This is a genomic window from Rubrimonas sp. (assembly GCF_036788415.1).
Lineage (GTDB): Bacteria > Pseudomonadota > Alphaproteobacteria > Rhodobacterales > Rhodobacteraceae > Rubrimonas.
Genome location: NZ_DAIQNN010000036.1, coordinates 1 through 12,043, shown reverse-complemented (window position 1 = coordinate 12,043; position 12,043 = coordinate 1). Strand labels below are relative to the sequence as shown.

The following is a 12,043-nucleotide window of genomic DNA, read 5'->3' as shown; positions in this document are numbered from 1 at the left end:
CGCTCAGGCCGGGGCCTCGGCGGCGAGCGCCTCGCGCGCCAGCGCATGCCCGTCCTCGACCGTGCGCGCGAAGGCGACATGCGGCGCCCTGACGCCGTGCAGGATCAGTTCGCGCCGGATCGCGGGCGAGGCGCCGGAGATCACCACTTGCACGCCGGCCCGCCGCGCCTTGCGCGCCACCCCCTCCACCGCATTCGCGCCGGTGCTGTCGAGAAACGGCACCGCAGCGAAGTCGATCACCAGCGCGCGATGCCGGTCGGAGATGCGGTCGAGCGCCGAGACGACCGAGGAGGCGGCGCCGAAGAAGAACGCGCCTGAGATGCGGCAGGTCGCGATCTCGGGGTCGGCGGCGTCATAGGCGCCGCGCGGCGCCTCGGCGTCGGGCCGGTCCTCGGCGACGAAGGGGGTCTGCGTCTCGACGGCGGTCGCCTGCGACATGCGGTGGATGAACAGCGCCGCGCCGAGCGCGAAGCCGACCACGATGGCCTCGGTCAGATCGCGGAAGATCGTCAGCAGGAAGGTCGCCCCCAGCACGGTCGCATCGCCCCAGCCCGAGCGCAGCAGCACGGCGATGGCGGGGCGCTCGATCATGTTCCACGCCACCACCGCCAGCACCCCGGCCAGCGCCGCCAGCGGGATGAAGGAGGCGAGCGGCGCCGCGACCAGCACGAACAGCAGCAGAAACACCGCATGCAGCATCCCCGCCACCGGCCCGTGCGCGCCGGCCCGCACATTGGTGGCGGTGCGCGCGATGGTCCCCGTCACGCAGAAGCCCCCGAACAGCGCCGCGCCGATATTGGCGAAGCCCTGGCCCACCAGTTCGGCGTTGGAGCGGTGCCGCCGCCCGGTCATCCCGTCCGCCACCACCGCCGAGAGCAGCGACTCGATGGCCCCGAGCAGCGTGAAGGCGAGCGCGTTCGGCAGCACCGCCCGCGCGAGCGCAAGGTCGAAGACTGGCAGGGCGGGGACGGGGAGGCTCTGCGGGATTCCGCCGAACTCCGAGCCGACCGTCGCGACCGGCGCCCCGGTCGCCGCCGCCAGCGCCGCCGCCGCCGCGACTGCGATCAGAAGGCCCGGCCAGTCGGGGCGGAGTTTCCGCAGCCAGAGGATCGCGCCGACCGTGCCGGCGGCGAAGGCGGTCGCCACCGGGTTGACCGTGTCCGCCGCCGCCCAGAGATAGGCCGCCTTCTCTACCAGCGGTCCCGGCTCGGGCGCGCCGGGCGTCAGGCCGAGCAACGGGCGCAGCTGGCTCGCGAAGATGATCACCGCGATCCCCGCGGTGAAGCCGACCGTCACCGGGAACGGGATGAACTTGACGAAAGTCCCCAGCCGCAGCAGCCCGGCCGCCAGCAGCATCGCGCCGGACATCATCGTGGCGAGGATCAGCCCGTCCATGCCGTGCTCCGCGACCGTGCCCGAGACCAGCACGATGAAGGCGCCGGCCGGCCCGCCGATCTGGAAGCGCGAGCCGCCGAGGGCGGAGACGAGGAACCCGCCGACGATGGCGGTGTAGAGCCCCTGCGCAGGGCTCGCGCCGCTCGCGATGGCGATGGCCATCGACAGCGGCAGGGCGACGATGGCGACCGTCAGACCCGCGACGGCGTCGGCCCGCAGCTGCGCCGGCCCGTAGCCTTCGCGCAGCACGGTCAGCAGCTTGGGGTGGAACAACTCGTGCAGGCGCGACGTGTGGGGTGCGTCGATCATCGGTGCGGCCTTCGGCGCGGAGGCGCGGGGCGTCGCCGCGCCGATGTCCGGGCGACACAGCTATCCGACATCGCCGGCGCTCTTTCAAGGGCGGCGGAGGGCGCTCCCGCCCACGGTCTCGCATGCGCGCCGCCGCGTCATCCTTTCGTCTGGATTAAGGACTGCCGTTTCGGTCTTATAGTGTTGGCGGCCCTTTGGAGGATCCAGACCCATGACGAGCGAAGCCATGGCCGGCGGCGAGGGCGCGCCCCGCGCCATCCTCGTGATCGACGACCATCCGCTGTTCTGCGAGGCGATCTCGATGGCGCTCAAGGCGGGGCTGGGGCTGGAAAGCGTCGCCACCGCCAACACGCTCACCGACGGGATGGCGCGCCTCGCCGAAGGGCTCGAGGTGGACGCGGTCGCGCTCGACCTCAACTTGCCCGACGTCGAGGGGATCGACGGGCTGGTGCGACTGCGCGCGGCGACGCCGCGCACGCCGGTCGTGGTCGTCTCGGGGCTGACCGACGACCGGATCGTCGCGCAGGCGCTGCGCGCCGGAGCGGCGGGCTTCGTGCGCAAGGACACGCCGGGCGACGCGCTGGTCGGCGCGTTCCGTCAGGTGCTCGAGGGCGAGGTCTATCTGCCGCCCGACTTCACCCCTCCCGCCGCCGGCGACGGCGCCGAGGCCGCGCTCGACGACGCGGTCGGACGGCTGACCGAACTCACGCCGCAGCAGCTGCGCATCCTGTCGCTGGTCTGCGCCGGCAAGCTCAACAAGCAGATCGCCTTCGATCTCGGCATCGCGGAGACCACGGTGAAGGCGCACATCACCGCCATTCTGCGCAAGCTGGGCGTGCACAGCCGCACGCAGGCGGTGCTCATCGCCCAGAAGGCGAGCTATGCGGGCATATTGAAAGCGTGACCCGCCGTCGGTAGTCTCCGACAACGGAAAAGCGCGGCGTCGCAACGCGGCGCATGGGAGGCGGCGTCGATGGTCGGACGAGGGCGAAGTCGCGTCGCGCTGCGCCGCAGGGGTCGGTCCGGGGCCCGATGACGGATCGCCGGGTCGACGACGTCCTCTCCGACAACGAACGGCTGCGGCAGGCCAACGACGCGTTGCGCGCGCGCATCGAGCGCCACGGCGCGGCGAATTACGCCGAACTCGCGGCGCGCGGCGGCGATCACCACATGGAAGCCTCCGGCTGGATCCGCCGCTATGTCGAAGTCGCTCTCGACGCGTCGAATTCCGCGCTGGCCCTGTTCACCGAAGAAGGCCGGCTGATCGCCGTCAACACGCGCCTGCGGGCGCTGTTTCCCGACGTCGCCCAGCGGCTTTCGCCCGGCGCCCGCTTCGACGAGGTCGCGCGCGTCCTGTCGCTCGCCGCGGCCCTCGACCTGCCCGACGAGGCGGCGCGGGCGACCTGGGCGCAGGCGCGGATCGCGGCGCGCGGGCGCGCGGCGCCGCCGGTGATCGCGCCGCTGAGCGGCGACCGCTGGGTCGAGATATCGGGGCGGCTGGTCGGGCAGGGCGCGTTCGCGCTCGGCTTCGCCGACGTGACCGAGGCCGTCCTGAACCGCCGGCGCGCGCGCAATGGCCCGGCGCCGAGCCGCAGCGCGCTTCTGCAGGGCGTGCTCGACCATCTCGACATCGGCGTCGGCGCCTTCGATCGCGAGGGCCAGCTCGCCGCGTGGAACGACCCGTTCCGGGCGCTGCTCGGGCTTGGGCTGTCCGATCTCCGCATCGGGATCGCATTCGAGGACATCGCGGCGCGGATGCGCGGCGTCGGGCTGGTGGCCAGCGAGACCGAGGCGCGCCGGGTCGAAGGATGGGCGCTCCGGCCCGCCCCGCGCGAGGCGATGGCGGTGGAGCTCTCGCGCCATGACGGCGTGCTCGTCTCCGTCGAGTGCCGCGACGCCGGCGAGGGCGGCTTCGTGCTCAGCCTGTCCGACATCACCGCCGAACGGCGCGCCGCCGCGGAAGTGGCGCAGGCGCGCGAGACGCTGGAGCAGCGCGTGTTCGAGCGGACTTCGGCGCTGGTCGAAGTCAACGACAAGCTGGTGCAGGAGATCGCCGAGCGCCGCGCCATCGAGGCCGAGATGCGCCACGCCCGCGACGCCGCCGAGGCCGCGAACCTGTCGAAGACCCGCTTCCTCGCCGCCGCGAGCCACGATCTGCTGCAGCCGCTCAACGCCGCCAAGCTGTTCGTCTCCGCGCTCACCGCAGCCGAGTTGCCCGAGGCCGAGGCGCAGATCGCGCGACGCGTGGAGAGCGCCTTCAACTCGGTGGAATCGCTGCTGAACGCCTTGCTCGACATCTCCAAGCTCGACGCCGGCGGCGGCGAGGCGGCGCTGAGCGACTTCCCCGTCGCCCGCGTGCTCGAACCCGTCGCCGAGGAGTTCCGCCTGATCGCGGCGGCGCGCGGGCTGAAGCTGCGGGTTCTGCCCTCGCGCGCCATCGCGCGCTCCGATCCGCACCATCTGCGGCGGATCGTGCAGAATCTCGTCGGCAACGCGCTGAAATACACCATGCAGGGCGGCGTCGTGGTCGGCTGCCGGCGGCGCGGGCGGACCTTGCGCATCGAAGTCTGGGACAGCGGCGTGGGCATACCGTCTTCGGAGCGGCGGCGCATCTTCGAGGAGTTCCATCGCATCGACACCGCCAATCCCCGCCACGAGCGCGGCATGGGGCTGGGACTCGCGATCGTCGACCGCGCCTGCCGGCTGCTCGGCCATGGCGTCGACATCCGCTCGGCCGAGGGCGAGGGGTCGATGTTCGCGATCACCGTGCCGCTGGGCGCAGCCTCCGCCGCCGAGGCGCGCGCCGAGCCCGCCCCGGCGCTCGATCTTGGCGTCGGGCAGTCGGGCATGATCGCCATGCTCGTCGAGGACGACCCCACCGTCCGCGCCGCGACTATGACGCTGCTCGAACGCTGGGGCGTCGACGTGCTCGAGGCCGGCTCGACCATGGAGGCGCTGACGGTCGCCGATCAGCTCGGCATGGCGCCGGACGTGCTGCTGGTGGACTATCATCTGGGCGAGAACGACACCGGTCTGCAGGCGCTGTCGCAGCTGCGCGCGGTCTTCGGCGCGCAGATCCCCGCCATCCTGATCACCGCCGACCGCTCGCGCGGGGTGGCCCGGGAGGCCGAGCGGGCGCGGGCGCAACTCCTGACCAAGCCGGTCGCCCCGGCCAAGCTGCGCTCGCTGCTGCAATGGAGCCGGGTGGACGCGCCGCGCGCCTCGTGAGCTGCGCTCACCCGGCCTGCGCGGCGAGGTACTGGTGGGATTCCTCCAGCCGCCGGAAGATGGGATCGGCGAACAACCCGTACCATTTGGCGAAGACGAAGAGGATCTTCTGCGCGTTCTCGATGCGCGCCGACGTCTCGAAATAGGCGGCCATCGCGGCGGCGAGCCCCGGCTGCTCGAAGCGGCCCACCCCCAACAGCGTCAGCGTCTCGCGCGCGGCGCAACCGCCGAGCAGTTTGGGGTCGACCTTGTGCAGGGCGGCCAGATGCGTGACGAAGCTGAACATGTAGAGGCCGAGCACCTCGAACTGCGCGCGGCGATAGGCGGGCTCGGACGCCATCCGCTCCGCCGACACCGCGCCCGAAGCGGTCGCCTTGCGCAGCAGCAGCGCCGACAGCTTGGCGATGCGGTCGGGCAGCCATTTCCCCAGATCGGCCTGCGGCCGCGCCTCGTAGTCCTGCGCGGCGAGGAACTGGTCGAGCTTCAACCCCGCCGCGAACAGCGCGACGTCGGGGGCGTGGGTCTCGAAGAGGGACTTCACGAGCATCGGCGTGCGACTCGTCAGGGGCCCGCCGGAGCTGCGGGCGTCGCGGCGACTGTGCGCGCGCGGCTTTAACGGAGCGTCAACCGGGCGCGAGTCGCAGCAGCGCCTCGACGCGGTCGGCTTCGGCGGCGGGCTTGTCCCAGCGGATGCGGCGGATGCGCGGGAAGCGCATCGCCACGCCCGAGCGGTGGCGGGTCGAGCGCTGCACGGCGTCGAAGGCGATCTCGAGCACCAGCGCGGGGCGCACGGCCCGCACCGGACCGTAGCGCTCGACCGTGTTCTCGCGCACGAAGCGGTCGAGACGCAAAAGCTCCTCGTCGGTGAAGCCGGAATAGGCCTTGCCGACCGGCGCCAACGCGGGGCCTTCGGGGCCGTCCGTCCAAGCGGCGAAAGTGAAGTCGGAATAGTAGCTCGACCGTTTGCCATGGCCGCGCTGGGCGTAGACCAGCACGCAATCGGCGGTCAGAGGGTCGCGCTTCCACTTGAACCACTCGCCCATCGGCCGTCCCGCGAGATAGGCGCCGGCGCGGCGCTTGAGCATCAGCCCCTCCTGCGCCGCGTCGCGCGCGCCGTCGCGCAAGCCCGCGAGCGCCGGCCAGTCCTCGAACGCGACCTGCGGCGAGAGGTCGAGCCGCGTCGGGCGCTGCTCGGCATGCCACGCCTCCAGCCGGGCGCGGCGCTCGGCGAAGGGCAGGCCGCGCAGATCGGCGGCCCCGTCATGCAGCAGGTCGTAGGCGCGGATGAAGGCCGGGCGCTCGGCGAGGTCGCGGGCGGTCACGCGCTTGCGGTTGAGCCGCTTCTGAAGCTCCGAGAACGGCGCGACGGCGCCCTCTGCGCCGACCAGCAGCTCGCCGTCGACGCAGCCGGACCAGTCCATCGCGGCGATCAACTCGGGGAAGGCGGGGCCGAGGTCCTCGCCGGTGCGCGAATAGAGCGCGCGCCCCGACGGGCCGGCGCAGGCCTGCACGCGCACGCCGTCCCATTTCCATTCGGCGGCGAAATCGGCGGGGGCGAGGCGGTCGGCCAGCCGCCGGAGCGTCTCCGCCGGGTCGGGCGGGCCGTCGCGCTGTTCGGCGGCGCTGTGCAGGAACGCCTCGACCGGCTGCGCCAGCATCATCGGGCGGAAGGCGAGCGCCGCGTCGACCTCCGGCTCCGGCCCGCCCTCCAGCCAGCGCCAGAGCGGGGCGTAAGGGGGCGCGACGCCGTGCCAGAACTCCTCGATCCGCTCGACGGGCCGGTCCGACATCTGCGCGAGCGCCACCCGCGCCAGACGCGCCGAGACGCCGACGCGCGGACCGCCGGCGCAGAGCTTGACCAGCGCGAATCGCTCGGACGGCCCCATCGCGTCGAGCAGCTCCGCCAGAACCTGCGCGCGCGCGGCGGGCTTCGCCTGGCGAAGCTGCTCGACCACCGCGCCGAGGCGGGGCGCGGCCCCGTCCGCCGCCGGCCCCGGCCAGAGCAGCGCCACCGTCTCGGCGAGGTCGCCGACGAAGTCGTAGGACAGCCGGAACAGCACCGGATCGACCCGCGACTCAATCAGAGCGCGAAATACTGCGGGCGTCGCCTGCGGAACGCGCAGCCCGTCCGACAGCGCCGCCAGCGCGTAACCGCGATCCGGATCAGGGGTTTCGCGAAAGTGCGCGGCGAGAAGCGACAGTTTCGCGACGCGCCCGGATGTGGTAACCAACTCTTCGAGAAGTTGTGCGAAGGGCGTCATGGGCCTCGGTTCGTCCGGGGGTGGGGCTTGGCGCAGGCAATGGCGGGCGGTACACGCATTCATGCTCTCCTATCAGCACGCCTACCATGCCGGCGGACCTGCGGACCTGCACAAGCATGCAGCGCTCGCGGGGCTTCTGCACCTGCTGACGCGCAAGGAGCGTCCGATCAGCTATGTCGAAAGCCATGCCGGTCGCGGGCTCTACGACCTGTCGGACGTCGCCGCGTTGAAGACCGGCGAGGCGATGCGCGGGATCGGGCGGCTGGAGCCGGTCCCGCATCCCTACTGGACGGCGATCGAGGCGGCGCGCGCCGCGCACGGCCCCGCAGCCTATCCCGGCTCGCCGGCGATCGCGCGCGCGCTCCTGCGTCCGGGCGACCGGTTGCATCTGATGGAGCTCCACCCCGCCGAGCACGCGGCGCTCGCGGCGTCGATGGCCGGCGACGGCGTGTCGATCCACAAGCGCGACGGCCATGAGGGGCTGCGCGCCCTCACGCCGCCCGACCCGCGCCGGGGCCTCGCGCTGATCGACCCCTCCTACGAGGTCAAGACCGAGTATCTCGACACGGCGCTGCTGGCGCTGGAGGTGTTCGGGCGCTGGCCCGAGGGCGTGACGCTGATCTGGTATCCGCTGCTCCCCGACAATCGCCATGAGGCGCTGCTTGGGCCGATACTCGCGGTGAACCCCAAGGGACTGATCCGCGACGAGGCGATCTTCGCCGAAGCGCCGGCGCGCGGCATGTTCGGCTCGGGGCTGGTCGCGATCAACGCGCCCTACGGCGCCGAGGACGCGCTGGCCGAGGCGCGCGCGATCTGCGGGCCGGTCTTCGCGCCGTCCCGCGCCGCCCGGGTCGCCTGAGATCGCCGACGCGCCGACGCCCGAGGCCGAGACCGACCGCCTGCGCCGCTTCATCGCCGGCGCCACCGTGCTGGCGGCGCCGCCCTTGACGCCGGAACTGCGCGTCTGGCAGGCGACCGCGAGAGCCCCGATCTGGGAGGCGACCGAGGCGGAGCTCGAGGCGCAGCGCCTGCCGCCGCCCTTCTGGGCATTTCCCTGGGCCGGCGGGCAGGCGTTGGCGCGCTTCCTGATGGATGCGCCCGAGCATGCGGCGGGGCGGCGCGTTCTGGCCTTCGGGTGCGGGGGCGGGCTGGAGGCGCTCGCGGCGGCGCGCGTCGGGGCGGCGGAGGTCTGGGCCAACGACGTCGATCCGGTCGCGCTGGTCGCGGCGTCGATGAACGCCGAGGCCAACGGGCTGTCGCTGCGGGTCGCGCCGGGCGACCTGCTCGACGGGGCGCCGGCGCCGCCGGTCGATCTGATTCTCGTCGGCGACGCCTTCTACGAGCGCGCGCTGTCGGCGCGGATCCTGCGCTGGCTGGAGGGGCAGGTCGCGCGCGGCGCCGAGGCGCTGATCGGCGACGCCGGGCGCGGCATGGTCCCGGACGGACTGCGCCGGATGGCCGTCCATGAGGTCCCGACGCCACGCGCGCTGGAAGACCGCGACGCGCGCATGGCGAGCGTCTGGCGCCTTGGCCGGCGCTGACGTAAAGCGGCGTCGTCCCTGTCCGGAGATGACGCATGCGCGATTTCCATCGCCCCGGCCGTTCGGCCGTGTTCGCCCAGAACGGCCTGTGCGCGACGTCGCACCCGCTCGCCGCCGCCGTCGCCCTCGACCTGCTGCGCGCGGGCGGGACGGCGGCGGACGCGGCCGTCGGCGCCGCGCTGATGCTTGGGTTGTGCGAGCCGCACATGTGCGGGATCGGCGGCGACTGCTTCGCGATGGTCAAGCCCGCGGGCGAGGAGCGCATCGTCGGGCTGAACGGCTCGGGGCGGGCGCCCGCGGCGGCGCGCGCCGACGCCCTGCGCGCCGAAGGGTTGAGCGCGGTCCCATGGCGCTCGGCGCATGCCGTCACCATCCCGGGCTCAATCGCGGCCTTCGAGCGGCTGTTGGCCGATTGGGGCCGGCTCGGCCTTGCCGAGGTCGCAGCGCCCGCGATCCGCTACGCCGAGCAGGGCGTCCCCGTCGCTCCGCGCGTCGCGCGCGACTGGGCGGAGGAGGCGGAGGCGCTGTCGGGTCGGGCGCGCGAGCTTTTCCTGATCGGGGGCGCGGCGCCGAAGGCGGGCGACGTCTTCCGTGCGCCGGCGCTCGCCGAGGCGCTGAAGCTCATCGCGAAACACGGGGCGAAGGGCTTCTACGAAGGCCCGGTCGCCGAGGACATGGCCGACAGTCTGCGGGCGCTGGGCGGCGCTCACGCGGCGGAGGATTTCGCCGCCTGCGCGGCGGACCCGGTCGAGCCGATTTCGGGCGCCTATCGCGACGTGGAGCTGGTCGAGCTGCCGCCGAACGGGCATGGCGCGACGGCGATCCTGATGGCGCGGCTGCTCGGCGGGTTCGAGATCGGCAAGCTCGACCCGTTCGGCCCGATGCGCGCGCATCTGGAGGCCGAGGCCGCAAAGCTCGCCTATGACGCGCGCAACCGCTTCATCGCCGACCCCGCCGCGATGCGCTTCGGACTGGAGCCGATGCTCGACGACGCGAAAGTCGCCGCGCTGGGCCGGCTGATCGACCCGCAGCGCGCGCTTCCCGACGCGCGCAAGGCGACGGCGGCGATACACAAGGACACGGTCTATGTCTGCGTGGTGGACCGCGACGGCATGGCGGTCTCGCTGATCCACTCGCTGTTTCACGGCTTCGGCGCCGGGATCGCGTCCGAGAAATTCGGCGTGCTGTTCCAGAACCGGGGCGCGGGGTTCACGCTGGAGAAGGGCCATCCGAACGAATACGGCCCCGCCAAGCGCCCGCTGCACACCATCATCCCCGGCATGTTGCGCCGCGGCGGGCGGGTGGTGATGCCGTTCGGGGTGATGGGCGGGCAGTATCAGCCGACCGGCCATGTCCGGCTCGTCTCGAACATGGTCGATTACGGGATGGACGTGCAGGCGGCGATCGACGCGCCGCGGAGCTTCCTCGAAGACGGCGCGCTGATGCTGGAGCGCGGCTATGACGAGGCGGTGATCGCGCCGCTCGAAGCCAAGGGCCATGCGGTGGGCTGGCGGCCCGACCCGCTCGGCGGCGCGCAGGCCATCGTGATCGACCATGCGCGCGGGGTGCTGATCGGCGGCTCCGACCCGCGCAAGGACGGGATCGCGCTCGGCTATTGAGCGCGGGCGCCGCGCAGGGCGCTCAGCGTCGTCGCAGGCGTGATCGCCTCGGGGTCGGCGCGCAGATGCAGCAGCGCCGGCAGGGCGCGCGCGGCGGCGAAGGCGCGGGCGCGGGCGAAGGCGTCAGGGAACGCCTCGGTCTCGGTCACGGTCTCGCCGAAGCCGCCCCAGGCGCGCGCCATCGCCGCGAAGTCGGGATTGGCGAGCGCGGTGGCGTGGACGCGGCCGGGGAAGTCGCGCTCCTGATGCATTCGGATCGTGCCGTACATCGCATTGTCGATCACGAGGACGACCACCCCCGCCCCCGCCTGCGCCGCCGCGCCGAATTCCTGCATCGTCATCTGGAAGCAGCCGTCGCCGGCGAAGCAGACCACCTCGCGCGCGGGGTGGCGCAGCTTGGCGGCGATGGCGGCGGGCAGGCCGTAGCCCATCGAGCCCGAGACCGGGGCGAGCTGCGCGCCGAAGCCGCGCGAGCGGTGGAAGCGGTGCAGCCAGATCGCGTAGTTCCCGGCGCCGTTGGTCAGGATCGCATCGTCGGGCAGAAGGGCCTCGAGCGCGCGCATCGTCGCGCCGAGTTCGACGCAGCCGGGCGCGGCCTCGCGCGGCGGCGGGTCGCTCCAGGCGAGATAGGCCGCGTGCGCCTCGGCGGCCCCGCGCTCGGCGGGCGCGACCGGCAGGGCGAGCGCCGCGTCGAGAAACGCGCCCGGCGTCGCGCAGATCGCGAGGTCGGGGGCGTAGATGCGGCCGAGTTCTTCGGCGCCGGGGTGGATGTGGACGAGGGTCTGCTTCGCTTCCGGGATGCCCAGCAGCGTGAAGCCCTGCGACGGGTTCTCGGAGAACCGCGCGCCCAACAGGATGACGAGGTCGCTTTCGGCGATGCGGGCCTTCAGCGCGGGGTTGATCCCGAGCCCGACATCGCCGGCGTAGACCGGGCTGCGCGCGTCGAACAGGTGCTGGCGGCGGAAGGAGCACCCGGTCGGCAGGCCCCAGTCTTCGGCGAGGCGGCGCGCGGCTTCGGCGGCCTCGGAGGTCCAGCGACTGCCGCCTAGGATCAGGACAGGCCGGCGTGCGGCGCGCAGGAGTTCGGCGAAGCGCGCCATCGCCTGCGGCGTCGGGGCGGGCTCGGCGACCTCGACGCGGGGGGCGGGGGCGGCGTCGGCGCTCTCGCGCAGCATGTCCTCGGGCAGGGCGAGGACGACCGGGCCGGGCCGCCCGCTCATCGCGACGTGGAAAGCGTGGGAGAGGATTTCGGGGATGCGGTCGGCATGGTCGATCTGCTCGACCCATTTGGCGAGATCGCCGAAGGTCTGGCGGTAATCGACTTCCTGGAAGGCCTCGCGGCCGCGCATCCGCCGCCCGATCTGGCCGACGAGCAGCAGCATCGGCGTGCCGTCCTGCTTGGCGACATGCACGCCGCTCGCCGCATTCGTCGCGCCGGGGCCGCGGGTGACGAGGGCGACGCCGGGGCGGCCCGTGAGCTTGCCGTCAGCCTCGGCCATCATCGCGGCGCCGCCTTCGTGGCGGGCGAGGACAGTGCGGATCGGGCTGTCATGCAGCGCGTCGAGCACCGGCAGATAGCTCTCGCCAGGCACGCAGAAGACGCGGTCGACGCCCTGAGCCTGCAATCCCTCGACGATCAGCCGCCCGCCCGTGCGCATCTCCGCCTCCCCGTCTCGCAACGCCCCCGTAT

The 12,043-nt window shown here is 73.1% G+C and carries 9 protein-coding genes; 5 read left to right on the top strand and 4 right to left on the bottom strand.

The features are described from left to right. Positions 1-3 precede the first annotated feature (3 nt). Positions 4-1,704, bottom strand: coding sequence for a SulP family inorganic anion transporter (locus V7Q31_RS10255; RefSeq protein ID WP_333833703.1), 1,701 nt, complete (start codon positions 1,702-1,704; stop codon positions 4-6). Positions 1,705-1,915: 211 nt separating this feature from the next. On the opposite strand from V7Q31_RS10255, the gene V7Q31_RS10250 reads away from it, so the two are divergent. Both V7Q31_RS10250 and V7Q31_RS10245 read left to right on the top strand, forming a co-directional pair. Further along, a complete protein-coding gene (locus V7Q31_RS10250) occupies positions 1,916-2,608 on the top strand; it encodes a response regulator transcription factor (protein ID WP_333833702.1) in 693 nt (230 codons plus the stop codon). 128 nt (positions 2,609-2,736) lie between these two features. Next, the gene (locus V7Q31_RS10245; protein WP_333833700.1) at positions 2,737-4,932 is read left to right on the top strand and encodes a hybrid sensor histidine kinase/response regulator; all 2,196 of its coding nucleotides are present in this window, start codon (positions 2,737-2,739) and stop codon (positions 4,930-4,932) included. 7 nt (positions 4,933-4,939) lie between these two features. Here the strand turns inward: V7Q31_RS10245 and V7Q31_RS10240 are convergent, their stop codons facing one another. Next, positions 4,940-5,479 (bottom strand): hypothetical protein, encoded by a 540-nt coding sequence (locus V7Q31_RS10240; protein ID WP_333833698.1) that lies wholly within the window; start codon positions 5,477-5,479, stop codon positions 4,940-4,942. Between the two features lie 76 nt (positions 5,480-5,555). Beyond that, positions 5,556-7,193 (bottom strand): cisplatin damage response ATP-dependent DNA ligase, encoded by a 1,638-nt coding sequence (locus tag V7Q31_RS10235; RefSeq protein WP_333833697.1) that lies wholly within the window; start codon positions 7,191-7,193, stop codon positions 5,556-5,558. A 61-nt stretch (positions 7,194-7,254) separates the two neighbouring features. Between V7Q31_RS10235 and rlmJ the strand changes: the two genes are divergently transcribed. From rlmJ to V7Q31_RS10220, 3 genes are all read left to right on the top strand, one after another. Further along, positions 7,255-8,052, top strand: coding sequence for a 23S rRNA (adenine(2030)-N(6))-methyltransferase RlmJ (gene rlmJ, locus V7Q31_RS10230; protein WP_333833696.1), 798 nt, complete (start codon positions 7,255-7,257; stop codon positions 8,050-8,052). Between the two features lie 85 nt (positions 8,053-8,137). Further along, a complete protein-coding gene (locus V7Q31_RS10225) occupies positions 8,138-8,734 on the top strand; it encodes a class I SAM-dependent methyltransferase (RefSeq protein WP_333833695.1) in 597 nt (198 codons plus the stop codon). Between the two features lie 35 nt (positions 8,735-8,769). Continuing rightward, entirely contained in the window at positions 8,770-10,353 is a 1,584-nt protein-coding gene (locus tag V7Q31_RS10220) for a gamma-glutamyltransferase family protein (RefSeq protein WP_333833694.1), read from the top strand. Here V7Q31_RS10220 and V7Q31_RS10215 read toward each other — a convergent pair. Then, positions 10,347-12,011, bottom strand: coding sequence for a thiamine pyrophosphate-binding protein (locus tag V7Q31_RS10215; protein WP_333833720.1), 1,665 nt, complete (start codon positions 12,009-12,011; stop codon positions 10,347-10,349). The genes V7Q31_RS10220 and V7Q31_RS10215 overlap by 7 nt on opposite strands. Positions 12,012-12,043 lie beyond the last annotated feature (32 nt).